Annotated in this window: 21 protein-coding genes; 17 read left to right on the top strand and 4 right to left on the bottom strand. The window is 70.3% G+C overall.

Annotation, left to right across the window (positions count from 1 at the left end; all coding sequences use genetic code 11):
- Positions 1-28: 28 nt before the first annotated feature.
- From polA to D7I44_RS16070, 6 genes are all read left to right on the top strand, one after another.
- Positions 29-2716 carry a DNA polymerase I gene (gene polA / locus D7I44_RS16095; protein WP_120790424.1) on the top strand — a complete coding sequence of 896 codons (2688 nt, stop codon included), beginning with the start codon at positions 29-31 and terminating at the stop codon, positions 2714-2716.
- 9 nt (positions 2717-2725) lie between these two features.
- On the top strand, positions 2726-4399 hold the full coding sequence (locus D7I44_RS16090; protein WP_120790423.1) for a DUF885 domain-containing protein: 1674 nt from the start codon (positions 2726-2728) through the stop codon (positions 4397-4399).
- Positions 4400-4416: 17 nt separating this feature from the next.
- Complete coding sequence (locus D7I44_RS16085; RefSeq protein ID WP_120790422.1) at positions 4417-5391, top strand: epimerase; 975 nt, start codon at positions 4417-4419, stop codon at positions 5389-5391.
- Positions 5392-5539: 148 nt separating this feature from the next.
- Positions 5540-6988: a 30S ribosomal protein S1 gene (gene rpsA / locus D7I44_RS16080; protein WP_120790421.1), complete on the top strand. Its 1449-nt coding sequence runs from the start codon at positions 5540-5542 to the stop codon at positions 6986-6988.
- Positions 6989-7223: 235 nt separating this feature from the next.
- Entirely contained in the window at positions 7224-7826 is a 603-nt protein-coding gene (coaE, locus tag D7I44_RS16075; RefSeq protein ID WP_120791015.1) for a dephospho-CoA kinase, read from the top strand.
- Positions 7823-8302 carry an ASCH domain-containing protein gene (locus D7I44_RS16070; protein ID WP_120790420.1) on the top strand — a complete coding sequence of 160 codons (480 nt, stop codon included), beginning with the start codon at positions 7823-7825 and terminating at the stop codon, positions 8300-8302. Before coaE ends, D7I44_RS16070 begins: the two co-directional genes overlap by 4 nt.
- Before the next feature lie 105 nt (positions 8303-8407).
- Here the strand turns inward: D7I44_RS16070 and D7I44_RS16065 are convergent, their stop codons facing one another.
- Together D7I44_RS16065 and D7I44_RS16060 are read right to left on the bottom strand one after the other, a co-directional pair.
- On the bottom strand, positions 8408-9094 hold the full coding sequence (locus D7I44_RS16065) for a M56 family metallopeptidase (protein WP_245979753.1): 687 nt from the start codon (positions 9092-9094) through the stop codon (positions 8408-8410).
- 12 nt (positions 9095-9106) lie between these two features.
- Positions 9107-9448, bottom strand: coding sequence for a BlaI/MecI/CopY family transcriptional regulator (locus D7I44_RS16060; RefSeq protein WP_120790419.1), 342 nt, complete (start codon positions 9446-9448; stop codon positions 9107-9109).
- Positions 9449-9579: 131 nt separating this feature from the next.
- Between D7I44_RS16060 and D7I44_RS16055 the strand changes: the two genes are divergently transcribed.
- The 9 genes from D7I44_RS16055 to D7I44_RS16015 are packed head-to-tail and all read left to right on the top strand — an operon-like array spanning position 9580 to position 21706.
- Entirely contained in the window at positions 9580-11130 is a 1551-nt protein-coding gene (locus D7I44_RS16055) for a cytochrome ubiquinol oxidase subunit I (RefSeq protein ID WP_120791013.1), read from the top strand.
- Between the two features lie 17 nt (positions 11131-11147).
- On the top strand, positions 11148-12221 hold the full coding sequence (cydB, locus tag D7I44_RS16050) for a cytochrome d ubiquinol oxidase subunit II (protein WP_120790418.1): 1074 nt from the start codon (positions 11148-11150) through the stop codon (positions 12219-12221).
- Positions 12218-15586 carry a thiol reductant ABC exporter subunit CydC gene (gene cydC / locus D7I44_RS16045; RefSeq protein WP_162940329.1) on the top strand — a complete coding sequence of 1123 codons (3369 nt, stop codon included), beginning with the start codon at positions 12218-12220 and terminating at the stop codon, positions 15584-15586. The genes cydB and cydC overlap by 4 nt, the downstream gene beginning before the upstream one ends.
- 9 nt (positions 15587-15595) lie before the next feature.
- A complete protein-coding gene (gene uvrB, locus D7I44_RS16040; RefSeq protein WP_120790416.1) occupies positions 15596-17668 on the top strand; it encodes an excinuclease ABC subunit UvrB in 2073 nt (690 codons plus the stop codon).
- A 38-nt stretch (positions 17669-17706) separates the two neighbouring features.
- Positions 17707-18393: a DUF4129 domain-containing protein gene (locus tag D7I44_RS16035; protein WP_120790415.1), complete on the top strand. Its 687-nt coding sequence runs from the start codon at positions 17707-17709 to the stop codon at positions 18391-18393.
- Positions 18360-18863, top strand: a complete 504-nt coding sequence (locus D7I44_RS16030; protein WP_120790414.1) for a hypothetical protein — start codon at positions 18360-18362, stop codon at positions 18861-18863. Before D7I44_RS16035 ends, D7I44_RS16030 begins: the two co-directional genes overlap by 34 nt.
- A gap of 10 nt (positions 18864-18873) precedes the next feature.
- Positions 18874-19854 (top strand): AAA family ATPase, encoded by a 981-nt coding sequence (locus tag D7I44_RS16025; RefSeq protein ID WP_120790413.1) that lies wholly within the window; start codon positions 18874-18876, stop codon positions 19852-19854.
- Positions 19851-21218, top strand: coding sequence for a DUF58 domain-containing protein (locus D7I44_RS16020; protein ID WP_162940328.1), 1368 nt, complete (start codon positions 19851-19853; stop codon positions 21216-21218). Before D7I44_RS16025 ends, D7I44_RS16020 begins: the two co-directional genes overlap by 4 nt.
- Positions 21215-21706: a hypothetical protein gene (locus tag D7I44_RS16015; RefSeq protein ID WP_120790411.1), complete on the top strand. Its 492-nt coding sequence runs from the start codon at positions 21215-21217 to the stop codon at positions 21704-21706. The genes D7I44_RS16020 and D7I44_RS16015 overlap by 4 nt, the downstream gene beginning before the upstream one ends.
- A gap of 13 nt (positions 21707-21719) precedes the next feature.
- Here the strand turns inward: D7I44_RS16015 and D7I44_RS16010 are convergent, their stop codons facing one another.
- A complete protein-coding gene (locus tag D7I44_RS16010) occupies positions 21720-23288 on the bottom strand; it encodes an ABC-F family ATP-binding cassette domain-containing protein (RefSeq protein WP_120790410.1) in 1569 nt (522 codons plus the stop codon).
- Between the two features lie 186 nt (positions 23289-23474).
- Here D7I44_RS16010 and D7I44_RS16005 point away from each other — a divergent pair, with 186 nt between their 5' ends.
- Entirely contained in the window at positions 23475-24029 is a 555-nt protein-coding gene (locus D7I44_RS16005) for an adenylyl-sulfate kinase (protein ID WP_120790409.1), read from the top strand.
- 56 nt (positions 24030-24085) lie between these two features.
- Positions 24086-25621 (top strand): HNH endonuclease signature motif containing protein, encoded by a 1536-nt coding sequence (locus D7I44_RS16000; RefSeq protein ID WP_120790408.1) that lies wholly within the window; start codon positions 24086-24088, stop codon positions 25619-25621.
- A gap of 17 nt (positions 25622-25638) precedes the next feature.
- Here D7I44_RS16000 and add read toward each other — a convergent pair whose 3' ends face one another.
- Positions 25639-26679, bottom strand: a complete 1041-nt coding sequence (gene add, locus D7I44_RS15995) for an adenosine deaminase (RefSeq protein ID WP_162940327.1) — start codon at positions 26677-26679, stop codon at positions 25639-25641.
- Positions 26680-26759: the final 80 nt, after the last annotated feature.

Here is a 26759-nt window from a genome sequence, read left to right as displayed (position 1 = left end):
GTCGGGGGCGCTGGCTAGGCTGGCATCCGTGACCGACGCCCGCAAGCCAACCCTGATGATCATCGACGGCCATTCGCTGGCGTTCCGGGCGTTCTTCGCCCTGCTGCCGGCCGGCCGGTTCATCACCGACGACGGGCAGCACACCGAGGCGATCCACGGCTTCATCTCGATGCTGCTGAAGCTTCTCAAGGACTACGAGCCGACCCACCTCGGCGTCGCCTTCGACATCAGCCGGTACTCGTTCCGCACGCGCGAGTACCCCGAGTACAAGGGCGGCCGCGGCGAGACGCCGCCCGAGTTCATCGGGCAGGTGCCGCTGCTGCAAGAGGCGCTGACGGCGATGAACGTGCAGTGGCTCCAGAAGGAGGACTTCGAGGCCGACGACATCCTCGCGACGCTCGCCGCGCAAGGGTCGCAGCAGGGCTTCGAGGTGCTCGTCGTCTCGGGCGACCGCGACAGCTTCCAGCTCGTGAACGACAGCACTACCGTGCTCTACCCGAGCGTGCTCGGCGTCAGCGAGCTGAAGCGCTACGACGCTCAGGCCGTGTTCGACAAGTACGAGGTGTGGCCCCACCAGTACCCCGAGCTCGCGGCGCTCACGGGCGAGAAGGCCGACAACCTGCCCGGCGTCGACAAGGTCGGCCCGAAGACGGCTGCCAAGTGGATCGCCCAGTGGGGCACCGTCGACGAGATCGTCGCCCACGCCGACGAGATCAAGGGCGTCGTCGGCGAGAAGTTGCGCGAGCAGAAGGAGAACGCGCTGCGCAACCGGCGCCTCAACCGCCTGCTGACCGACGTCGAGCTGCCCGTCGGCCCCGCCGATCTCGAGCGTCGCGCCGTCAACGAGCAGGCGGTGCGCGACGTGTTCGGCCGCCTGCAGTTCCGCACCCTCCTCGACCGGGTGCTGAAGAGTGCGCCGGCGGATGCCGCAGCCGGGGGCGTGTCGACGGAGCCGGTCGCCGAGCCACAGATCGAGACCGCGCCGCCGGTGAAGACGCTGGTCGACGAAGAGCTCGCGCACTGGCTCGCGAAGACGTCGGGGAAGCCGGTCGCGGTGCAGCTCGACTACGGCCCGGCCGGCATCGCCGGCTATGGCCTCTCGGTCAGCGACGACAGCGTCTACGTCCCGTTCAAGCAGGGAACGGGGGATTACGAGGCGTTCGCCGGGTGGCTCGCCGCCGCGACCCAGCCGAAGCTGTTCTTCAACGCGAAGGCGCAGATCGAGGCGTCCGCCCGCGTCGGCCTGCCGGTGCGCGGCGTCGCGGGCGACACGCGCGTCGCCGGGGCGATCCTCAACCCGGCGAAGGCGCCGGCGAGCCTCGCCGACCAGGTCTACGAGGTGCTCGGCGAGAACCTGCCGACGCCCGACCCGAACCAGCTCGTCCCAGACTCCGAGCCGATCAGCGTCGCGAGCCAGGCGTGGTACGTGCTGCGCATCGCCGACGACCTCGCCCTCGCCTTCGCCGAGGGCACCAAGCGGGTCTACGAGACGATCGAGGTGCCGCTCGTCGAGGTGCTCGCCCAGATGGAGCTGACGGGCATCACCGTCGACGGCGAGGTGCTGAAGGGCCAGCGCGAGGCGCTCACGGCGCAGGCCGACGAGTACCAGCAGGCCGCGTATCTCGCGATCGGCCGCGAGGTGAACATGGGCAGCCCCAAGCAGCTGCAGACGGTGCTGTTCGAAGACCTGCACCTGCCGTTCACACGCAAGACCAAGACGGGCTATTCGACGGATGCCGAGTCGCTCGCCGACCTGAAGGACCAGGTCAGCTCGGACACCGAGGGCTACGTGTTCCTCGACGCGCTGCTGCGGCACCGCGATGCGACGAAGCTCAAGCAGATGATCGAGACGCTCGAGAAGGCGATCGACGCGAACGGGCGCATCCACACCACCTACGACCAGGTGGGCGCCGCGACGGGCCGCATCTCGTCGAACGACCCGAATCTGCAGAACATCCCGGTTCGCTCCGACACCGGCCGCCGCGTGCGGTCGGCGTTCGTGGCGGGCGAGGGCTTCGAGTGCCTGCTCACGGCCGACTACTCGCAGATCGAGATGCGCATCATGGCGCACCTCTCGGGCGACGCCGGCCTCATCGCCGCCTTCAACGAGGGCGAGGACCTGCACCGCTTCGTCGGATCGCACGTCTTCGGCGTCGCACCGGAGGATGTCACGCCGCTGATGCGCTCGAAGGTGAAGGCCATGTCGTACGGTCTGGCGTACGGCCTCGGCCCGTTCGGCCTCGCGAAGCAGCTGCGCATCTCGCAGGGTGAGGCGAAGCAGCTCATGGCCGACTACTTCGAGCGCTTCGGCGGGGTGCGCGACTACCTGCGCAACGTCGTCGCGCAGGCCAAGGTCGACGGCTACACCGAGACGATCTTCGGCCGCCGCCGCCCGTTCCCCGACCTCAACAGCCTGAACCGGGTGCTGCGCGACAACGCCGAGCGGGCGGCGCTCAACTCGCCGATCCAGGGCTCGGCGGCCGACGTCATGAAGATCGCGATGCTGGGGGTGGCGAGCGACATGGCGAGTGCTTCGCTGGGCTCCCGCATGCTGCTGCAGGTGCACGACGAGCTCATCTTCGAGGTCGCTCCGGGGGAGTGGGACACGCTCGAAGAGATCGTTCGCCGTCGTATGGCGGGTGCCGCGGATCTGAGCGTGCCGCTCACAGTGCAGGTCGGCCGAGGCGCCGACTGGCAGTCCGCCGCGCACGATTAGGCTCGAACCATGACGGACGCCGAACGCACTCCGACCGAGATCGATCGCATCGCCGAGCGCTGGCTCGACACCGAGCTCGACCTGTACCCGGAGGGCAGGGTGTACATCGGCCGTCCCGGTCGCGAGGGCGAGTACGGCGACACCTCGCCGGCAGGCCACCAGGCCGCCGCCGACGCCGCACGCGCGGCTCTCTCCGAGATCCGGGCGGCGGAGCCTTTCGACGAGACCGACGCGATCACGAAGCTCGACCTCACCCGCGACCTCGAGCTCCAGCTCGAGAAGCACGACGCCGGCTTCTGGCAGCGCGACCTCAACAACATCGCGTCCCCCCTGCAGAATCTGCGCGACATCTTCGACCTGTCGGCCACGGCGACGGCCGACGACTGGTCCGTCATCGCGAAGCGGATGGGGAACGTCCCGGCCGCGATCCGCGGGTACATCGAGTCGCTGCGCGTCGGCATGTCGAGCGGCAACGCCCCCGCAGTCCGCCAGGTGCGCATCGGCATCCAGCAGGCCGACGAGCTGAACGCCCGCGACGGCTTCTTCTTCAAACTCGCGGGCGACGCCAAGACGGCCGACGGCAGCGAGCTGCCCGAGTCCGTCAAGGCCGACCTGGCGCGCGGCGCGCAGGCGGCCGCGGCGGCCTACGGCGAGCTCAGCTACTTCCTCGACGACGAGCTGCAGCACGAGGCGCCCGAGCGCGACGCGGTCGGCCGTGACATCTACGCGCTCGCGAGCCGCGGCTTCATCGGCGCGAAGATCGACCTCGACGAGACCTACGAGTGGGGCATCGAAGAGCTCGCGCGCATGGTCGCCGAGCAAGAGGCGATCGCGCACGAGATCAAGCCGGGCGCCTCCGTTCGCGAGGCGATCGAATTCCTCGACAAGGACCCGTCGCGCAAGCTGAAGGGCACCGACGCCCTCAAGGCGTGGATGCAGGAGACGGCCGACCAGGCCATCGCCGACCTCGCCGCGACCCAGTTCGACATTCCCGAGCCGCTGCGCCGCATCGAGTGCATGATCGCGCCGACGCAGAACGGCGGCATCTACTACACGAGCCCCTCAGAGGACTTCTCACGCCCCGGCCGCATGTGGTGGAGCGTTCCGCCGGGCGTCACCGAGTTCGACACCTGGCGCGAGATGACAACCGTCTACCACGAGGGCGTCCCGGGCCACCACCTGCAGCTCGGCATCGGGGTCTACAACACCGCGAAGCTGAACGCGTGGCGCCGCAACCAGTTCGTCTCGGGCCATGGCGAGGGCTGGGCGCTCTACGCCGAGCGCCTGATGGACGAGCTCGGCTACCTCAGCGACCCCGCCGACCGCCTCGGCATGCTCGACGGCCAGCGCATGCGCGCCGCGCGCGTTGTGCTCGACCTCGGCGTGCACCTCGAGAAGCCGCTGCCCGACGGAAGCGGCATCTGGACCGGCGACTACGCCTTCAGTTTCATGGGCCGCAACGTCAACATGGACCAGGGCTTCGTCGACTTCGAGGTGAACCGCTACCTCGGCTGGCCGGGCCAGGCGCCCGCCTACAAGGTCGGCCAGCGCGTGTGGCAGCAGCTGCGCGACGAGCTCAAGGCGCGCGAGGGCGACGCCTTCGACGTGAAGGCGTTCCACAAGAAGGCGCTCGACCTGGGCGGCATCGGCCTCGACACCCTGCGCACCGCCCTGCTCGGCTGAGCGGCGAGATCGAGCGGATGTCTCAGCGCGTCGTCATCGGAGGCGCCTCCGGCTTCATCGGGCAGCGCCTCGCCGCCGCCTACCGCGCCGACGGCGCGGACGTGGTGACGGTCGGGCGCGCCCCGGGTGAGATCCCATGGGACGACGCGGCGGCGATCACGGATGCCGTGGACGGGGCAGCCCTCGTCGTCGGCCTCTCCGGCAAGAGCGTCAACAGCCGCTACACGGCGGCGAACCGCGCCGAGCTGGTGCGCTCGCGGGTCGACACGACCCGGGCGTTGGGGGCCGCGATCGCGGCATCCGCCCGCTCGACCCCGCTGTGGGTGAACGCGTCGACCGCGACGATCTACCGGCACGCCGACGATCGCCCGCAGACCGAGTCGACCGGCGAGTACGGCACCGAGCTGTTCAGCGAGGACATCGCCAAAGCATGGGAGGCGGCGCTCTTCGAGGCCGAGCTGCCCGCGACGAGGCGCATCCCGCTGCGCATCACGATCGCGCTCGGCGACGGCAGCGCGCTCGGCCCGCTCAGCCTGCTCGCGCGCGTCGGCCTCGGCGGCGCGAACCACGACGGCTGGTGGCCGGCGACCCACAGCCGCATCGCCGCGCGCACCTACCTGCCGCCGCGCACGCGCGCCGGCCGCCAGAAGTTCAGCTGGATCCACGTCGACGACATCGTCGGCATCATCCGCTTCGCCCAGGATCACCCCGAGCTCGACGGCCCCGTCATCGCCGGCTCGCCGAACCCCACCGACAACGCCGGGTTCATGCGCGAGCTGCGGCGCACGCTCGGCGTTCCGATCGGGCTGCCATCGGCGCGCTGGATGCTGGAGTCCGCGTCCTTCGCGCTCAGAACCGAGGCCGAGCTGATGCTCAAGAGCCGATGGGTGCTGCCCGAGAAGCTGCTCGCGGCCGGCTATGAGTTCCGGTTCCCCGAGCTGCCTGGCGCGCTGGCCGATGCCGTGGGGAAGCACCGAGAAAACGCCGATTGACGCGGGAATGCCGACGTTGAGGCATCCGTTTCAAATCAGGTAAACTTGAACGTCACATTCGTGACTTCTCTATCCGCTCGCCTGATGCGGAACAAACCAAAGAGTTCGTATCGGGCCTGATTCATGTCCATCCCGGAGTAACCACTCAATGACTACCACTACGACCGAAAAGGCAGCCAAGCAGGTCGCCATCAACGACATCGGCTCTGCTGAAGACTTTCTTGCCGCGGTCGAGAAGACTCTGAAGTTCTTCAACGACGGTGACCTCATCGAAGGCACCGTTGTGAAGATCGACCGCGACGAGGTGCTCCTCGACGTCGGCTACAAGACCGAGGGTGTCATCCCCTCCCGTGAGCTTTCCATCAAGCACGACGTCGACCCCAGCGAGGTCGTCGGCGTCGGCGACACCGTCGAGGCCCTCGTTCTCCAGAAGGAGGACAAGGAAGGCCGCCTGATCCTGTCGAAGAAGCGGGCTCAGTACGAGCGCGCCTGGGGCGACGTGGAGAAGATCAAGGAAGCCGACGGCGTCGTGACCGGCCAGGTCATCGAGGTCGTCAAGGGCGGCCTGATCGTCGACATCGGCCTTCGCGGCTTCCTGCCCGCGTCGCTGATCGAGCTGCGCCGCGTGCGCGACCTCACGCCGTACCTCGGCCAGGAGATCGAGGCGAAGATCCTCGAGCTCGACAAGAACCGCAACAACGTGGTCCTCTCGCGCCGCGCCCTGCTCGAGCAGACGCAGTCCGAGTCGCGCACCACCTTCCTCAACAACCTCCACAAGGGCCAGGTCCGCAAGGGCGTCGTCTCGTCGATCGTCAACTTCGGTGCGTTCGTCGACCTCGGCGGCGTCGACGGCCTCGTCCACGTCTCCGAGCTCAGCTGGAAGCACATCGAGCATGCCAGCGAGGTCGTCGAGGTCGGCCAGGAGGTCACGGTCGAGATCCTCGAGGTGGACCTCGACCGCGAGCGCGTCTCGCTGTCGCTCAAGGCCACCCAGGAGGACCCGTGGCAGGTCTTCGCCCGCACTCACGCGATCGGCCAGGTCGCCCCGGGTAAGGTCACGAAGCTCGTTCCGTTCGGTGCGTTCGTCCGCGTCGCCGACGGCATCGAGGGTCTCGTCCACATCTCCGAGCTGTCGGGCAAGCACGTCGAGCTCGCCGAGCAGGTCGTGTCGGTCGGCGAAGAGGTCTTCGTCAAGGTCATCGACATCGACCTCGAGCGTCGCCGCATCAGCCTCTCGCTGAAGCAGGCCAACGACGGCGTCGACCCCGAGGGCACCGAGTTCGACCCGGCGCTCTACGGCATGCCGACCGAGTACGACGAGCAGGGAAACTACAAGTACCCCGAGGGCTTCGACTCGGAGACCGGCGAGTGGAAGGAAGGCTTCGACGAGCAGCGCGCCAAGTGGGAGGCCGACTACGCGGCCGCTCAGGCCCGCTGGGAGGCCCACAAGAAGCAGGTCGCGCGCCAGCTCGAGGAAGAGGCGAACACGACTGGCCAGTCCAGCTCGTCGTCGTTCTCGACCGAGTCGGCTGCGACCGGAACCCTCGCCGATGACGAGTCGCTCGCGGCTCTGCGCGAGAAGCTCTCGAGCAACTGAGCTGAATAGCTGACAGGGGCCGGATCCTTCGGGGTCCGGCCCCTTTTGCGTTGGGCCTCGGGCGGCGGCCGACCGGGTCGTCACTAAGTCGTCCAATGCCGCGTCGTCAGGCGACTTTGTGACGACCCGATCTGCGAAGTCCGCCCCGGTCGTCACTAAGTCGGCGAACTGAGGCTGTTCGAGCGACCTTGTGACGACCCGGCGCCCTCCCGACGCGCCGAGTAGCGTGGGTTCCGTGCAGATCATCGCGCTCACCGGCGGCATCGCCTCTGGCAAATCCACCGTGTCGGCCCGCCTCGCCGAGCACGGCGCCGTCGTCGTCGACGCCGACAAGCTCGCCCGCGAGGTCGTCGAGCCGGGGCGGCCGGCGCTCGCGCAGATCGCCGCGGAGTTCGGCGACGGTGTGCTGCTGCCCGATGGCTCGCTCAATCGGCCGGCGCTCGGCGCGATCGTCTTCAACGACGAGGCGGCGCGCCTCAAGCTCAACGCCATCACGCACCCGGCGGTGTGGAAGCGCGGCAACGAGCTGTTCGCGGCGACCGAGGCCGAGAACCCTGACGCGATCGTGGTCTACGACGTGCCGCTGCTGGTCGAAGCATCCGCCGATCGCCCCATGCACTTCGAGAAGGTGATCGTCGTCAGCGCGAGCCGTGACGAGCGCATCAGGCGGCTCGTCGCGGACCGGGGGATGAGTCAGGCCGAGGCGGAGGCGCGCGTGGGGTCGCAGGCGACGGATGCCGAGCGCCTCGCGGTCGCCGACGTGGTCCTCGACAACGACGGAACTCGCGAAGAGCTCCTCGCCGCGGTCGACGAGCTCTGGGCGACGCTGTCGGCATGACGGATGCCGCGATCCGGCGCTTCTGGGACGAGGCGCGCGCCGCGGTTCCTGCCCTGCCCGCCGAGCCGCCCGATTCCTGGGCCTTCGGAGCTGAAGGCGACCGAAGTCAAGCCGACGAGCTGCTGACGCTGGTCCTCCGCGGCGGGAAGACCGCGACAGCGTCGTCGCTGTGGGACTACGAGGCGGCGCGCGAGCCGCTGCCCGTCGTCGGCACGCGCAGTATCGTGCTCGACGGCGCCGGCGCGCCTCGCGCCGTTCTTGAAACCACGCAGGTCTCGGTCGTGTCGTTTGATTGCGTCGACGCGGCCCATGCGGCGGCCGAAGGAGAGGGCGATCGCACGCTGGACTCCTGGCGCAGATTTCACGAGTCCTTCTGGCGGCTGCATTCGGAGAACGAACGAGGGTTCGCTCCTGATATGCCGGTCGTGTGCGAGCGATTCCGGGTCGTTTACGCCAGCTGGCGCGCCGACTTCTGAACCGCTGACACGGAAACGGGCCGATCGGGCACACCGTTCAACGCAGAGGGGCTGCCCGATCGACCCGATTGCGCCCGATCGGCCCACCCGGCCGACGACGGCCCGCTACGCGCCGCGGAGGCGGGCTACGCGCGGGGCGACCGCCGCCGCATCCGTTCCTGCCACCGCGGTGACCGCTGACGCGAGCACGCTGTCGGGCACGACCTGACGCGCGTCATCGTCGGCGAGCAGCTCGACGAGCAGAGCCACGGCGTCTTCCGCGCGGCTCGCGATCGGGAACCACGGCAGCGCGGTCCGCCAGGCCTTGAACGCCATCAGCACGATGTGGTGGTGCTGGGTCATGTGCGCGCGCTCGTGGGCGACGACCGCGGCGAGCTCATCGTCCGAGAGGAGGCGCAGCAGGCCGTCGGACAGCACGGTGACCGAACGCGGCGCGCCAGGCAGGCAGTAGGCGACCGGTGCTTCGTTCTCGATGAGGCGCGTGCCCGGCCGGTCGGGCATGGGCGTCGACAGCAGATCGACGAGCTGCCGGTGACGGCGACGCTGACGCGAGGTGCCGACCGCTGTGAGCCCGAGGTTCAGCAGCAGGTGCAGGGCGAGCAGGGCCGCTGCGCCGATCGACACGAACCACAGCGCGCCGATCATCGACAGGCCGCCGGCCACGGCGACGGCCTGCCAGCAGAGCATGGCCACGGCAGGCATCCGCATCGTCCATCGTGCCCGCGCGAGCAGCACGGGCACCGGCCAGGCCAGCAGAACGGCAACCAGGCCGAGGATCAGGACTTTGGTCACGGCGTGAGCGCCCTATGACCCGAGAAGCTTACGGAGATGATCCGTCTCGCTCTTGCTCGCACGGCCGACGAACCGCGCCAGCACCGCCTCTCGATCGGGCGACGAGCCCAGCACCTCGTGCATCAGCTCGGCCATGTAGTCGTCGCGCGTGAGGGTCGCGCCGAACAGGTGTGGGCGGCGGCTGCGGTCGCGCGAGACGAAACCCTTGGCCTCGAGGCGGGTGAGAACCGTGAGCACGGTGGTGATCGCGGGGGAGCCCGGCAGGGTCTCGCGCACCTCCGCCGCCGCGAGCGCGGTCGGGGACTGCCAGAGCAGATCCATCACCGCGCGTTCCAGTTCCCCTAGCGACGCCACGGCGCTATTCTACGCGTGGTAGAAAGTAACAAGTTCTACGTCATGTAGAAGTCGGCGCGAGTCGACACCTTTCTCATCCATCGCCCCTTGAGGCGAAACGTCCGAGAGGACACGCAGTGCATCTGACCGCGCTGGACCCCGTACTGGTCGCCCGCTGGCAGTTCGGCATCACGACCGTCTACCACTTCTGGATGGTGCCGCTCACGATCGGCCTCGGGCCGCTGGTGGCCTACTTCCAGATCCGCTGGCACCGCTCGGGGGACGACCGCTTCTACCGGGCGACGAAGTTCTGGGGGAAGCTCTACCTGATCAACTTCATCATGGGTGTCGCCACCGGCATCGTGCAGGAGTTCCAGTTCGGCCTCGCCTGGGCGCAGTACTCGCGCTTCGTCGGCAACATCTTCGGCGCGCCGCTCGCGATGGAGGCGCTGCTCGCCTTCTTCCTCGAGTCGACCTTCCTCGGCCTGTGGATCTTCGGCTGGGGCCGCCTGCCCAAGGCGCTGCACACCGCGACCCTGTGCATCGCGGTAGCCGGGTCGATCGTCTCGGCGTACTTCATCATCGTCGCGAACTCGTGGATGCAGCATCCGGTCGGCGTCGTGCTCGAGCACGGGCAGCCGGTCATGAACGACATCTGGGCGGTCCTCGGCAACAACACCGCGATCTGGTCGTTCCTGCACACGATCCTCGGGTCGCTGATGGTCGGCGGCATGTTCCTGCTCGGCATCAGCTGGTACCAGCTCTGGCAGCGCCGCAAGGACGGCATCGACATCATGGCGGCCGACGGCCGGGTCATCGCAGGCGAGAACGCCGCTATCGCCGGCCGCGACAAGGAGGACCACCGCCTCTGGCTCGGCTCGCTGCGCGCCGGCGCCTGGGTCGCGATCGTCGCCTTCGTGTTCGTGTTCCTGACGGGCGACCAGCAGGGCAAGCTCATGTTCGTGCAGCAGCCGATGAAGATGGCTGCCGCCGAGGCCGCGTGCGACACCACCACCGACTTCTCGCTGCTGTCGTTCGGCGCCTGGAACGCCGAGAGCTGCCACAGCGTGCGCGACGTGATCACCGTGCCCGGCGTGCTCTCGTTCCTCGCGAACGGCAACTTCGACACCCCGGTCAAGGGCGTCAACCAGCTCATCCCCATCTACCAGGAGCGCTACGGCACGCACGCCTCCAACGGCAACGAGATCAACTACGTGCCGCTGATGCCGGTCACGTACTGGGGATTCCGCGTGATGATCACCCTCGGCGCGCTCTCGGCGTTCGCCGCCCTCGTCGCGCTGTGGCTGACGCGCAAGGGCACCGTGCCGAGGAACCCGTGGATCATGCGGCTCGCCCTGCTCGGCATCCTTGCGCCTTTCGCCGCCAACTCTGCAGGCTGGGTCTTCACCGAGATGGGGCGGCAGCCGTTCGTGGTCGCGCCGAACCCGACGGGGAACGACAAGATCTTCCTGCTCACGCAGGTCGCGAACTCGCCGAGCGTCACCGCGGGCGAGCTGGTGTTCTCGCTGGCATCCCTCGGCGGCCTGTACCTGATCCTGATGATCGTCGAGGTCTGGCTGATCACGAAGTACGTGCGCGGCGGCGCGGCCAGCGCGATCCCCGAGCTCGGCAAGAAACCCGACGATACGGATGCCTCGGGCGGCACCAAATCGCCCGATGACGTACTGGCGTTCGCGTACTAGGCGAGAGGAATCCGATCATGGTTGATTTCCTGCCCACCCTCTGGTTCATCCTCATCGCCGTGCTGTGGACCGGCTACCTGTTCCTCGAGGGCTTCGACCTCGGCGTCGCGATGCACATGCTGCTGCTCGCCCGCAACGAGCGCGAGCGCCGCGTGATGCTGAACACCATCGGCCCGGTCTGGGACGGCAACGAGGTGTGGCTGCTGACGGCGGGCGGCGCGACCTTCGCGGCATTCCCGTTCTGGTACGCGTCACTGTTCTCGGCCCTGTACATTCCGCTGATCCTCGTGCTGCTCGGCCTGATCCTGCGCGCCGTCGCCATCGAGTACCGGGGCAAAGGCAACTCGCAGCGCTGGGTCGACGTGTGGACCTGGTGCCTCGGCCTCGGCTCGTTCGTCGCCGCGTTCGGCATCGGCGCGGGCCTCGCCCTCACCTCGACCGGCCTGCCGCTCAACCACAACGGCGACCTGACCGGCGGCCCGTTCGCGTGGTTCAACGGCTACGCCGTCCTCGGCGGACTCGCCGTCGTCGGCTTCGCGCTCGTGCACTCCGCGGACTTCCTCGCACTCAAGACGGACGGGCCGGTGCGCGAACGCGCGGCGGCGTTCGCCTGGCCGTGGGGCATCATCTGCCTCGTGCCGATCGCGCTCTGGGCGATCTGGGTGACGGTGCGCAGCGGGCACCCGGTCGCCTGGGTCACCCTCCTCATCGGTGTCGCGGCCGTCGTGTGGTGGGCGATCGAAGCGCGGGCACGGAAGGAAGGGCTCGCATTCCTCGGCCTCGGCATCTTCATCGTGGCGGGCACCGCGACGATCTTCGAGGCCATGTATCCCGTCGTGCTGCCGTCGTCGACGAATCACGCCTGGGACCTCACGGTGTCGAACGCCTCGGCCGCGCCGTACACGCTCGAGGTGATGTCGTGGGTCGCGCTGATCGGCGTGCCACTCGTGCTCGCGTACCAGGCGTGGACGTACTGGGTGTTCCGCAAGCGGCTCACCAGCGACTCGATCCCCGACGCGACGCCGTTCCAGGCCGCGGTCGCGGCAGCGGCCGGGCGGTCGGACGCCGCGAGCCAGCCGTTCGCCAAGTGAAGCCCGTTCGGGGCGACCTCGGGCGGCCCGCCCTCTATCTTCTGGGGCTGCTCGGGGCCGTCAAGGCCGCCGGGCTGGTGCTCGTGGCGCAGGGGGTCGCCAGCGGGCTGGCGTCGTTGTTCAGCCACACGGACGCCTGGCGATCCGCCCTCTGGATCGGACTGCTCGGAGCAGCGCTGCGCGGCCTCTCGACGTGGGCACTGCAGGCGGCATCCGCTCGGATCTCTCTCGGCGTGAAGGAGAAGTTGCGCGCGCGCGTGCTGGATCGTGCGGTGACGGATGCCAGAGGCTCCGTCGGCGCGACGACGACCGTCGCCACGGCCGGCCTCGACGAGCTCGACCGCTACTACACGGTGTTCCTGCCGACGCTGGTCGGTGCCGTGGCGGTGCCGTTGCTCGTGGGCCTGCGCATCCTCGCGGCCGACTGGGTCTCGGCGCTGATCGTGGTGCTGACGATCCCGCTGATCCCGGTGTTCATGGCGCTCATCGGGCTGCACACGCGCGACTCGGTGGCGCAGGCGACGAGCGCGCTCGCGCGGCTCTCCGACCACCTGGTCGAACTCGCGCGCGGGCTGCCCGTGCTGATCGGGCTCGGTCGTGAGCGCGAGCAGAGCGCCGCGCTGCGGAAGCTCTCCGACGACTGGCGGGTCACCTCGCTCGGCACGCTGCGCACGGCCTTCCAGTCGGCGCTCGCGCTCGAGCTGATCGCGACCCTGTCGGTGGCCCTCGTCGCGGTGTTCGTCGGCGTGCGGCTCGTCTCAGGCACCATGACGCTCGAGGCGGGCTTGCTCGCGCTTGTGCTGGCGCCGGAGTGCTACGCGCCGTTCCGCGACATCGGCTCGGCGTTCCACGCCTCGCAGACCGGGCTCGACGCGCGGCGGCGGGTGCAGGAGGTGCTCGATCAGGCATCCGGCGGGGCTGATCTGGCTCGCACCGCCGCCGAGGACGGCATCGCCGTGACCGGGCTCACGGTGCGGCATGCTGGGCGGGCCTCCGACGCCGTCTCGCGGCTGTCGTTCACCGCGCGGCCCGGCACCGTGGTCGCCATCGACGGGCCGAGCGGCGCCGGAAAATCGACCGCGCTGCGCGTTCTCGCAGGACGCGGGGCAGAGCTCGACGACGACGCTCTCGTGTCGGGGGCGATCGCGGCGCCGACCGAGCTCGCGTGGCTGCCGCAGCACCCGCAGTTCGCCCGCGAGGGCGCCGTCGCCGAGTTGATCGCGTACGGGGCGACGGATGCCGTAGCCCGCACCCTGCTCGAACGGCTCGGCCTCCCCGACGCTGACCCCGCGCGGCTGTCGCCGGGGGAGCAGCGCCGCCTCGCCTTCGCTCGCGTGCTCGCGCGCGTCGACGACGGCGTGCGCGTCGCGCTGCTCGACGAGCCGACGGCTCACCTCGACCCGGCCTCGGCCGCGCTGGTGCGCGCCGAGATCGGTGGGCTGCGCGCGCGAGGCGTCGCCGTCGTGGTCGCCTCGCACGACCCCGAGCTGCGCGCGCTGGCCGACGAGCGCGTCACCCTCGGCGAGCCCACGACCGCCGCGGTCGTCACTTTCTCACCGAGTTCCGCCCCTCATGGCCGACTTTCTGACGACCGAGCCGAGGGGGCGGCCGCTCGATCGTCAGAAAGTGCGCGCAACGACCCGGCGCAGCGCGACTTCGTGACGACCGGGGGAACGGGCGATGGGGGCGGCGCGCTGCGCGAGCTCGCGCGCGTACTGGCGCCGGCCGGCTGGAAGCTCGCCGGAGCGATCGGGCTCGGCACGCTCGCGGCGCTCTTCGCCACCGCGCTCACCGCACTGTCGGGCTGGCTGATCGTGCGCGCGGCCGAGCATCCGCCGATCCTGTTCCTCGAGGTCGCCATCGTCGGCGTGCGCTTCTTCGGCTTGGGGCGCGCGGCACTGCGCTACGCCGAGCGGCTCGTCACACATGACGCCGTATTCGCGTCGCTCACCGAGTTGCGGATGCGGCTGTGGAGCGGCCTCGCAGCCCAGGGCCCTGCCGGCCGCGTGGAGCTCACCGCCGCGAACACCCTCGACCGGCTGATCGGCGACGGCGACCGAGTGCGCGACCTCGCGCCGCGCGTCGTCGTCCCGCTCGCGTCGGGCGTCATCGCGCTCCTCGCCGCGGTCGTCGCCCTCTGGGTGCTGTGGGCGCCGGCCGGCGTACTGCTGCTCGCGTGCTGCGTCGTCGCCCTCGGCGGGGGAGCAGCCGTCGCCGTCGCCGCCGACGCGCGCGCGTCGCGCGGCCGCGACCTCGACCGCTCGGCCATCGTGCGCCGCGTCGCGGCGCTGCTCGCCGCGCGCGACGACCTCGCCGCGAACGGCGCGGCGGCGGGCGAGCTCGAGGCGGTGTCGCGGGCGGGTGCGCGCGCCGCGGCATCCGCCCGGCATTCGGCGACCGCGCTGGGCGCGGGCGCCGCCCTCGCCACGCTCGCCTGCGCGGCCACCGCGATGGGCATGCTGCTGATCGCCGTGCCCGCGCATGCGGCCGGCACGCTGCCCGTGCCGCTCATCGCCGTGTTCGTGCTGACGCCGCTTGCGCTCATCGAGCCGGTGCTCGAGGCGATCGGCGCCGCCCAGCACTGGCCTGAGCTCGCGCAGGTGCTGCGTCGCGTCGCTCCCGTCACGGCAGCCGCCGACACGGCCGAGCACGAGGAGCCGGGCCTTCCGGTGGCGCCGGTGCGCGGCATCCGGCTCGCCGATCTCGCCTACCGCTACCCACAGGCTGAGCGCGACGTGTTCGCGCACGTCTCGGCGCGCGCGGCGGCGGGTGAGACGCTCGTCGTCACCGGGCCGTCCGGCAGCGGCAAGACGACGCTGCTCGGCGTGCTGCTGCGCTATCTCGCACCGACGGCCGGCCGCTACCTGCTCGGCGAGGCGGATGCCGCGCTTCTCGACCCCGATGGCCTGCGCCGCCGCGTCGCCTGGTGCCCTCAGGAAGGGCACCTGTTCGACTCGACGCTGCGCGGCAATCTGCAGATCGCGCGCGGGCGCGACGATCAGGCGACGGATGCCGAGCTGATCGACGTCATCGAGCAGGTCGGCCTCGGGCCGCTGCTCGCAACGCTGCCGCTGGGGCTGGACACCCCGATCGGCTCGGGCGGCGCCTTCCTCTCCGGCGGGCAGCGGCAGCGCGTCGCGGTCGCGCGCACGCTGCTCGCCGATGCCGACGTGGTGCTGCTCGACGAGCCCACCGCTCACCTCGACAGTGAGGCCGCCGAGGCGCTCATCGTCGATCTCGGCGTCGCCCTGCGCCAGAAGACGCAGGTGCTCGTGACGCACGACGCGCGCTTCCGGGGCGCGGGCACCGTGCTGGAGCTGGGCGGGCAGGCATCCGCCCGCCTCAATGTCACACCCTCTTCCTAGACTGATTGCATGGCTCAACCGACTCGCGCTGTGCGCCCCTTCGAGGTGATCAGCGAATACGAGCCCAGCGGCGACCAGCCGCAGGCGATCAAGGAACTCGCGGGCCGCATCAACGCGGGCGAGACCGACGTCGTACTGCTCGGCGCGACCGGAACGGGCAAGTCGGCGACGACCGCGTGGCTCATCGAGCAGGTGCAGCGGCCGACGCTCGTGCTCGCGCACAACAAGACCCTCGCGGCGCAGCTCGCCAACGAGTTCCGCGAGCTGATGCCGAACAACGCCGTCGAATACTTCGTCTCGTACTACGACTATTACCAGCCAGAGGCCTACGTTCCCCAGACCGACACCTTCATCGAGAAGGACTCGTCGGTGAACGCCGAGGTCGAGCGGCTGCGTCACTCGACGACGAACGCACTGCTGTCGCGGCGCGACGTGGTCGTCGTCTCGACCGTGTCGTGCATCTACGGCCTGGGCGCGGTCGACGAGTACCTCGGCGCGATGACCGTGCTGCAGGTCGGCGACACCGTCGGGCGCGACCGTCTGATCCGCACCTTCGTCGACGCGCAGTACGAGCGCAACGACATCGACTTCTCGCGCGGCAAGTTCCGGGTGCGGGGCGACACGATCGAGATCATCCCGATCTACGACGAGAACGCGGTGCGCATCGAGCTGTTCGGCGACGAGGTCGAGGCGATCTCGCTGCTGCACCCGCTGACCGGCCAGGTGCTGCAGCAGCTCGACTCCGTGTCGATCGCGCCCGCCACGCAATACGCGGCGAGCCAGGCGGCGGTGCACCGGGCGATCGGCACGATCCGCGAGGAACTGGCCGTGCGGCTGGAGGAGCTCGAGCGGCAGGGCAAGCTGCTCGAGGCGCAGCGGCTGCGCATGCGCACCACCTTCGACCTCGAGATGCTCGAGCAGATCGGCTTCTGCTCGGGTATCGAGAACTACTCGCGGCACCTCGACGGGCGCAACCCGGGCGAGCCGCCGACGTGCCTGCTCGACTACTTCCCCGACGACTTCCTCGTCGTCATCGACGAGTCGCACCAGACCGTGCCGCAGATCGGCGCGATGTATGAGGGCGACGCGAGCCGCAAGCGCACGCTGGTCGAGCACGGATTCCGGCTGCCGAGCGCCCTCGACAACAGGCCGCTCACGTGGGACGAGTTCAAGGGCCGCGTCGGGCAGACGGTCTATCTGTCGGCGACGCCCGGCCGCTATGAGATGGGCATCGCAGACGGAATCGTCCAGCAGATCATCCGCCCGACGGGCCTCGTCGATCCGAAGGTCGTCGTGAAGCCGACGAAGGGGCAGATCGACGATCTGCTGGAGGAGATCCACACGCGCGTCGACCGCGACGAACGCGTGCTCGTCACGACGCTCACCAAGAAGATGGCGGAAGAGCTCACCGACTTCCTCACGGAAGCCGGGGTGCGGGTGCGCTATCTGCACTCCGACGTCGATACGCTGCGACGCGTCGAGCTGCTCACCGAGCTGCGTCAGGGTGTGTTCGACGTGCTGGTCGGCATCAACCTGCTGCGCGAGGGCCTCGACCTGCCCGAGGTGTCGCTCGTCGCGATCCTCGATGCCGACAAAGAGGGGTTCCTGCGTTCGGGCACCTCGCTCATCCAGACGATCGGCCGCGCGGCGCGCAACGTCTCGGGCGAGGTGCACATGTACGCCGACACGATGACGGACTCGATGAAGGCCGCCATCGAAGAGACCGACCGGCGCCGCGACATCCAGATCGCCTACAACGCCGAGCACGGCATCGACCCGCAGCCGCTGCGCAAGCGCATCGCCGACATCACCGAGGTGCTCGCCCGCGAAGAGGCCGACACCGCCAAGTTGATGGCTGACCGCGACGGCGGGAAGCTCGGCAAGGGGAAAGGCGCGAAGGCCCAGCGCGTGGGCATCGCCGCGCAGGGCGCGATGGAGCTCGAGCAGCTCATCGCGGACCTGAACGGGCAGATGCTCGAGGCGGCGGCCGAGCTGAAGTTCGAGCTGGCCGCCCGCTTGCGTGACGAGCTGTCCGATCTCAAGAAGGAGCTTCGCCAGATGGAGAAGGCGGGGCACGCCTGAACCGCGCAGCCGGCTTCCGCACGCTGATCGGCTGCGCCATGCTCGGCGCCGTGCTGTTCGCGGCGGTGGCGTTCGCGCGCGGCCTACATTTCGGCGGGCCGATCTGGAACCCCGGGCTCTTCGGCACCGAGCCGCCGCCCGCGGTCACGAGCGCGCCGACGCTGCCGCCGGAGCAGCACCCCGATCATGCGCAGACGTCGCCGCTGGCGCCCATCGTTCTGGGGGTCGTCGTCGCGGCAGCGGCGGTCCTGGTCGGCTGGCTGGTGGTGCGCGTGCTGCTGCGCCTGTGGGCGACGCGCACTGCGCAACCCGTGATCGGCGCCGTCGCAGACGACGAGCCGCCGCTCGCCCCCGACGAGAGCGCCGAGCCAGAGGCCGAACCGGACGCGCCGATCGTGCACCGGGGCCTGCGGCTCGCGCTCGACGAGCTCGCGGGTGACCGCGAGCCCGCCGACGCGGTAGTGCGTGCCTGGCTCGGGCTGCAGGCCGCCGCCGAGGACTCGGGCGTCGAGCGGCGCGCGGCCGAGACGCCGACGGAGTTCACGACGCGGGTGATCACCCGCGTGCAGGCCGATGGAGCGGCCGCCGCACAGCTCGTCGAGGTCTACCAGAGTGTGCGCTTCGGCGCGCACGAGATCACCTCGGCAGAGGTGCGCAGGGCGCGCGCTGCGATCGAGAAGCTGCTCGACTCGTGGCACGAGCCGGTCCTGCGGGCGCGGCGATGAGCGCCCTCGTGCGCGGGCGTGTGCTCGGCCCCGCCGTTCTCGTGGGTGTCATCGCGGGCGCGGCGATCTGGTTCTTCGGCGCCGGTCCGTGGTGGGGCTTCACGATCGGCATGGTGGCCGCCGCCTTGGTAGCGGTGTGGCGTGCAGCACCCTCGCTCGAAGAGCCGATCTGGCCGAAGCACCGGCCGGAACCCGCCGACGGTTCGCGCGACGACGTGCACGTGCTCGGCTGGGCGGTCGCCGATCTGCACGGGCACGTGCAGCAGCGCGCCTTCCACCGCGTGCGCGAGGTGGCCCGCAACCGGCTGGCGCAGCGCGGGCTCGACCTCGACGCGGCATCCGATCGCAGTGAGATCGAGGCCCTGATCGGGAAGCGCGCATACGCGACGTTGCACGCTAACGTGTCGAGCATGCCCAGCCAGTCCGCGGTGCTGGCCTGCCTCGATGCGCTTGACGGCATCACCGCGTAAAGGAGCACCGATGACCGACCAAGCCCTGCCCGTCGCCGAGATCTCTCGCCTCGCGAACGAGGTGCTCGACCGCGTCGGCACCGTCGTGGTCGGCATGCGCGCACCGTTGACGACGGCGCTCGCGGCGATCCTCGCGGGCGGTCATGTGCTGTTCGAAGACGTCCCGGGGCTCGGCAAGACGCTCGCGGCCCGCAGCATCGCATCGGCTCTCGGCCTCGACTTCCGCCGGCTGCAGTGCACGCCCGACCTGCTGCCCTCCGACATCACGGGCTCGTACATCTACCAGCCGGGCACCGCCGAGTTCGTGTTCCGGCCGGGGCCGGTGTTCACCGGCCTCTTCCTCGCCGACGAGATCAACCGCACCGCGCCGAAGACCCAATCGGCGCTGCTCGAGGCGATGGCGGAAGGACAGGTGACCGTCGAGGGCAGCAGCTTCCCGCTGCCGAAGCCGTTCCACGTCATCGCGACGAGCAATCCGATCGAGTTCGAGGGCACCTACCAGTTGCCCGAGGCGCAGCTCGACCGCTTCATGGTGCGCCTGTCGGTCGGCTACCCCGACCGCGCGGGGGAGCAGCAGGTCCTGCTCGCCCGAGTCGCGCGCCGACACGAGGTCGCGACGGTCGAGCCCGTCGTCTCTGTCGGCACGCTCGCCGCGATGCAGGCGGGCGTCGAGACGGTGCACGTCGACCCCGACATCGCGGCGTACTGTGTCGACCTCGCGACGGCGACCCGCCGCCACGCAGCCGTTCAGGTCGGCGCCTCGCCGCGCGGTTCGCAGGGCCTCATGCTCGTCGCCCGTGCCCGTGCCGTGATCGCCGGCCGCGACTTCGTGACGCCCGACGACATCAAGGCGATCGCGATCCCGGTGCTCGCGCACCGCCTGTCGCTCACCGCGCAGGCCTGGGCCACCGGAGTGAACCCGCTCGACGTCGTCACCGAGCTGGTCGGCGTCGTCGCAGGGCCGCCCGCGGTCGGCGCGCCGAGCGTATGAGCGCAGGCTCGGGGCCGGCAGCACCGCACCCGCGCTGGCGGTTGACCGTCGGGCAGACCGGCGCGGTCATCGTCGGCATCGTCACGGTCGCCGCCGGCATCGTCAGCGGGCACGCCGACGCGGTCGTCATGGGGCTGCCGCTGCTCATTCTCGCGGCCTGGGCATGGGACAGGCGGCCGCGCGCGGCGTCAGGCGAGCAGGCGATGGATGCCGCACCGAGCGCTCCCACAACGGTCGAGCTCATCGGCGACCGCACCCCGCGCGACGGGGCGCTCGGTTATCGCCTGCGGCTCGACGCCGCGCCCGGCGTCGAAGCCGTGCAGCTGCGCGTGCTCGAACTGGGCGTGCGCCCGCGTGTGCACGTGGTGGCCTCTTCGCCCGGCCGTCCCGTCGAGTTCCGCGGGCGGGTGCGCACACCGCACTCCGGCCCGCAGCGCGTCGTCGCGATCGAGTGGCGGCTCGTCGCGAGCGGTGGGGCGTTCCTCAGCGACATCGACGGACCGGTCTCGTTCGATCGCACGATCACCCCCGCGTTCGCGCCGATCGGCGCGCTGCCGCTGCCGCGGCGTCTCACCGGCATGACCGGCAGCCACGACTCTTCCCGCCCCGGCGACGGCGGCGACTTCCACGACATCGACCGCTTCCGCCCCGGCGACCGGCTGCGCCGCATCGACTGGAAGACGACCGCCAGGCTCGCCCGCGACCCTGGTGAGCTGTATGTACGCCGCACGCGCGCGCAGGCCGACGCGACCGTGTTCGTCATCATCGACAGCGCAGACGACGTCGGTGAGAACGTCGACACCTGGGCGGTCTTCAACCCCGTGGAGAGCGGAACGACGTCGCTCGACGTCACGCGCTCGGCCGCCTCCTCGATCGCGGCGGGCTACCTGCGCCAGGGCGACCGCGTCGCGCTCACCGACCTGGCCGTGCCCGGCCGCGTCGTCCGACCGGGTGCCGGCACGCGGCACCTCGACCGCCTGCTGCGCTCGATCGCGGCGACGGCGCCGTCCGGGGCGCAGCGCACGACGCGGCGTGCGCCGCTCGTGACGCCAGGGGCCGCGGTGTTCCTGCTCTCGACGTTCCTCGACGACCACCCCGCTGTCGCTGCGCTGCAGTTCGCGGCATCCGGCCACCGCGTCATCGCCGTCGACGTATTGCCGCCCGCCCGAACCGACACGCTCACGACTGAGCGCCGCATCGCGCACCGGCTCATCATGATGGACCGTGCGAACCGGCTTACGGCGCTCGCCCGTGGCGGCGTCGAGCTGCTGCCGTGGGGGCTCGACGTCATCGACGCCGAGCGCGAGGCGATGCTGCTCTCTCTGTCGAGGCCGCGGCAGCAGCGAGCCGGAGCCGTGCGGTGAGCACGGAGATCCCTGCATGGGCCGCGCGCGCAGGGCTCGGTGTGCTGCTGCTCGTGCTCGCCGGTGTGCATGCGGGGGATGCCTGGGGCTGGATCGCGGCCGTCGCCGCCCTCGTGGCGGTGGCGACCCCCTGGGTGCAGCTCGCGTGGGTGGCGATGCTGAGCCTCGCCCTGAGCGAGATCGTCGCCCCGGCCGACCCGGCGAACTGGCGCCCCTACGTGATCCTCGCCGGTGTCGCGCTCGCACAGCTGCTCGCAGCACGCGTCGCACTGATCCCTCCACGCGCCCGGGTCGCGGTCGGCGTCTTCGTCAGGCCGTTGCGCGTCATCGCTGCCGCTGTCGTGCCATGCGAGGGCCTGCTCGCGCTTGCGCTCTGGCTGCGCGCGACGCCCCACGCCACCTGGCAGCCCGCCGTGCTGGTCGCCGCCCTCGCCCTGCTCGCACTCGGCGCTCTGCTGTTCGTGAGGCTGCTGCCTCGGCGGTCGTAGCATTGGCGGCGCATCACACGCGGGTGATGATGCCGGATGCCTCCAGCCGCAGCTCTGCGTCCAGACCGAGCCGCTCGAGGAACCCACGGTCGTGGCTCACCACCAGCAGCGCCCCGCGATAGGCCGAGAGCGCCTCGACCAGCCGGTCGATCGAGTCGAGGTCGAGATTGTTCGTCGGCTCGTCGAGGATCAGGAGCTGCGCGGGCGGGTCGGCGAGCAGCAGCCGTGCGAGCGCGACCCGGAACCGCTCGCCGCCTGACAGCGATGAGATCGGGCGGGCGATCGCGTCACCGCGGATCAGGAAGCGCGCGAGCCGGTTGCGCAGCTCGGCCGTGGTCGTGTTCGGGGCCGCGGCGGCGACGGTGTCGAGCACGGTCGCCGTCTCGTCGAGCGTGTCGATGCGCTGCGGCAGGTAGGCGACGCGGTCGGCGAGCATCCCGTCGCCGCTCACCAGCCGTTCGAGCATGGTGGTCTTGCCCGCGCCGTTCGGCCCGGTGAGCGCCACCCGCTCGGGTCCCTGCATGACGAACTCGCGCCCGTCGGCGCCGCGCAGCACGGCGATGCGCCTGCCGCGAGCGACGCCGGGGTCCGGCAGGTCGACGGAGATGCGGTCGTCGTCGCGCACGAGCAGGTCGGCTTCGAGGACGGCGGCCCGCGCCTCGGCCTCGCGCCCGGCGTGCATCCCGCGGATCTTCGCCGCCGACTTCTCGCCCGAGTTCTTGAGCCCGTCGAACATCGCCTTGCCGAAGTCGCCGTTGGCGCGCTTCTTGCGGCCGTCGGCTGCGCTGCGGGCGACCTTCGCCTCGGCTCTGATGCGGTCGCGCTGCTCGACGCGCAGCTTCTGCTTCGCGGTCGCGAGCACCTGGCGCGCGGCGGCCTGCTGCTCGTCGAGCCACGAGCGGTAGGCGCTGAACGGGCCGCCGAAGACGGTCAGGGCGCCGCCGCGCAGCTCTGCGGTGTCGTCCATCAGCTCGAGCAGCGCGGTGTCGTGGCTCACGACGATGAGCGCGCCCCGCCAGCCGCGCACCAGGTCGTAGAGCCGCTCGCGCGCGTCGCCGTCCAGGTTGTTGGTGGGCTCGTCGAGCAGGGCGACGGATGCCCCGCGCAGCCGGATCCCGACGACGCCCGCGAGCATCGCCTCGCCGCCGGAGAGCTCGCCGACGCGGCGGTCGAGGTCGCTGGGGAGTCCCGTGGCGGCGAGCTCGGCGCTTGCGCGCTCTTCGAGGTCCCAGCCGTCGGCGCCGATGACGTCGAAGAGCTCGGGGGAGGCGTCGCCCGCGGTGACCGCGCGCACGGCGTCGACGACGGACCGCACACCGAGGAGGTCGGCGAGCGAGGCATCCGTCTCGACCGTCAGCTGCTGCGGCAGGTAGTCGACCGTGCCGGTGATCGCGACCGAGCCGCGGGTCGGTCTCAGTCTGCCGGCGATCAGGCGCAGCAGGGTGGACTTGCCCGCGCCGTTGGCGCCGATGAGGCCGGTGCGGCCGCGGCCGAAGGCGCCGCTCAACGACGTCATCGCCCGCTCGCCGTCAGGCCAGGTGAAGGTGAGGTCGTTCAGGACGACGGAGGGTGCAGAAGGCATGGAAAAGGCTCCGGTTCGTGTCGAAAGTGATACGCCGACACGGCGGAGCCCCGGGTGCTTTGCGAAGCGTGTTGGGCAGGCGGTGTCAGCGAGTGGTCGCGAAACCGGTGCTGTCCGTCATTCCCTGTCCTTCTGCGTGTTCCCTGGCATTGCGGGTGATCCGCGGGAACAGGCCATCATCTTATCGTGCGCCCACTCGAATTCGATGCCGTCTGGATCAACGGCAGCGTCGGCACCGGCAAGACCACCACGGCCGAGGCAGTGGGGGCCGAGCTCGAGCGGCTCGGCGTGCCCGGTGCCGTGATCGACGTCGACTGGCTGCGCCGTGCGTGGCCCGCACCGGCCGGCGACCGGTTCAACGAAGCTCTGGCGCGAGCGAACATCCGCGCGATCGCGGCGAATTTCCGCGAGCACGGAGCGCGGGTGATCGTGTCGGCTGGCGTGATCGAAGCGGCTGCCGAGCTTGGTCTCGTCTCTGACGCACTTGCGGCACGGCGGATGCTTCACGTGCTGCTGACTCTCGACCCTGTGGTCGCCGCGGCGCGGCTTCAGGCCAGGCATGGCGAGGATGCCGGGCTGGAGTGGCATCTGCGGCGTCACCCCGAGCTCGCCGGAATCCTGGACCGCGCGGGCTTCAAGGACGAGGTCGTCGTCGACACCACCCGGTTGTCGCCGGATGCGGCCGCCAGGGCGATCGTTGCGCGGGTCTTTCCGCCCACAGGTACCCGCATCACCGAATAGTACACATATTCGTCTATACCGCCCTCAATGTCGATGGCGGGTCGTAGCCTGCTGGCATGTCTTCGGTACTCGCCTCGCTTGAGAGCCTCGCCGCCACGGTGGCCGGGGCGCTGCCGTGCGCCGACGACCTCGCGACCCTGACACCCGAAGATGAAGCGCGCGCGACGCAGGTGCTGGGCGGCATCCGCTCGAGCGTCGTCGCGACGATTTCACTGCTGGCCGCCGACATCGAGCGGAAGTCCGCGCGCGAGCTGGGCACCGAGGGTCTTGCACAGAAGCGCGGGTTCAAAGACGGGGTCGGGCTGGTCCAGAACCTCACGGGGGTCGGGCGCGACGAGGCCGTGCGGCTCGTCCGCGTCGGCGGGCTGCTCGAGACGGCGCAGGCCGTCGCGCCGGTGCACAAGGGTGACGATCCGCCGTTCGACGCGGGCGAGCGGTCGATCGCGGCCCTGGCCGCGCTTCCTGGCGCGTGGGACGTGCCGGTGGCGGTCGCCGTGCGGAATCGTTGGCTCAGCGCCGCTCAGGGCGATGCCCTCAGGCAGTCGCTGGGCCCGCCCCAGCTGACCGAGCTCGCGCCCGCGTGGCGCGCGGCGGCGCTGGAGCTGATCGGCGACTGCTGGTCAGGGCAATGGACTCCCGAAGATCTCGCGCGTGCCGCGAAGCGCGTTCGCGCCTCGCTCGACACGCTTGCCGCCGTGCGCGAGGCCGAGCACTGCAAGGAACTCCGATCCTTCAAGCGGTTCGTGCGTGCGAGCGGCATGGTCCACTACGACATCGAGCTCGATCCGGAATCCGACGCGCGCTTCTACGGCCCGATCCGCACGATGCTGTCGCCGCGACTCGGCGGCCCGCGCTTCCGCGACGCCGCCGAGATCGCACGCGCCCGTGAACTCGATGAAGACCCGCGCAGCAACGAGCAGCTCATGGCCGACACGGTCGTCGACCTGGTGGAGTGCGGCGGCCAGTCGGAGAGCAACGTGCTGCTGGCGAGGCATCGGCCCCAGGTGATGGTCGCGCTGACCGCTGCGGACCTCAAGAAGGCGCGCGCGGCACAGGCCGTGTTTCGGGCGCATCACGCGGGCGACCATTCGCACTGCCCGGGCGCCGCATTGGGGCTGAACTGTGCAGGGCCCGACCAGGGAATCGCCTGGATCGACGGGTCAGACACCCCGATCACTGCAACGGATGCCGTGCGGATGCTGTGCGGCGGCGGTTTCACCCCCGTGCTGTTCGACGAGACGGGTCAGGCCATCGATGTCGGGAAAGACCAGCGGCTGTTCACGCTGAGACAGCGGCGCGCGATGGCGAAACGTGACGGCGGCTGCCTCTGGCCCGATTGCCCGATGCCTCCCGATGCGTGCGAGGGCCACCACGACAATCCCTGGGCCGAGAGCTCTGCGAACCACAAGACCGAGACCCGAGACGGCACGCTGTTCTGCAGACGACATCACCTGATGCTCCACAACCACGGTGCGCGCATCGAGAGACGCGGATCGCAGTACTGGCTGCTGTGGCCCGGGCGGGATCCCGTCCTGCTGCACGCGAAGTCGGGCATCCGCGCACAGCTGAGAGCACAGGGAGGGACGCGATGACTGCCGCCGCTGTCCGGTCAGTGCTCGAGCAGCGCGTCGAGCGCGAGGAACTCCGCCGCGAACCGCGCACGCAGCCGCGCCTTCTCGTCATCGTCGCAGAACGCGCCGTCGATTCCGGCGAGCGCGATCGCCTGCGCGCCCGCCGCGTCGATGCCGAAGTCGAGCAGGCCCTCGCTGTACTCGCGGCCGATGTCCGTGCGGAAGAAGACGCCGTCGTCCGTCGAGACCGAGACGTTGAGCCCCGCGCGGATCATGTGCGCGATGCGATGGTCGGCATCGAGCTCCCATTTCGACAGCACCCGCGTCGAGAGCGGGGTCGTCGCGAAGGGCAGGTGCCGATCGCGCAGGCGCGCGGTCAGCTCTGCGTCGTCGAGGACCCGGTAGCCATGGTCGATGCGATCGACACCCAGCACATCGACCGCGATCCGGACATCTTCGGCGGAGGCGGTCGCCGTCTCGCCGGCGTGCGCCGTCGTCTTGAAGCCGTGCCGTTTCGCGAGCGCGTACGCCTCGGCGAAGCGCCCAGGGTCCTCCGTGTTCTCGGGTGTGAGATCGTCCTGGCCGAGCGCGACGACCTCGGCATACGGATGCCTGACCATCTGCTCGACGAGCTCGACGGCGCTGCGCGCCGACTCGCGGCGGTTGATCGCCACGACGATCCGGAAGCCGACGCCGAGGTCGCGTTCCGCGGCCCGCAACCCGTCGATCACGGGGTCGAGGAGCTCGGTGTAGCCGATGCCGCGCGTGGCGAAGTACTGCGGGTTGACGCCGTACTCGCGATAGCGCAGGTTGCCGGCGATCACCGCGGCGCGAACGCCGTCGTAGGCGGTCGTCGCAAGATCATCTGGGGAGCGCAGCACGTCGGTCGCCGCCCGGAAGGCGACGAGGAAGTCTGCGAGGTCGGAGTAGTCGAAGAGCTCGTCGGGGTCGGTCGTCGGAAGCTCTACTCCGTACCGATCCGCGAGCGAGATGAGCCGGGCCGCACTCAGGGTGGAGACGAAGTGGCAGTGCAGCTCGGTCTTGGGGAGCAGCCGAAGGTAGTCCGGGTAGGCCAGCACCTGACCATCGTGACATGCCGGGCCGGGCCGGCCGACAGCCGCGCCCAGCGCAATGTCGGTAGTCGAATCTAGACTCGACG

The sequence above is a fragment of the Gryllotalpicola protaetiae genome (assembly GCF_003627055.1).
Lineage (GTDB): Bacteria > Actinomycetota > Actinomycetes > Actinomycetales > Microbacteriaceae > Gryllotalpicola > Gryllotalpicola protaetiae.
The sequence above is the reverse complement of the archived record's forward strand: the minus strand, read 5'-3'. Positions and strand labels throughout refer to the sequence as shown.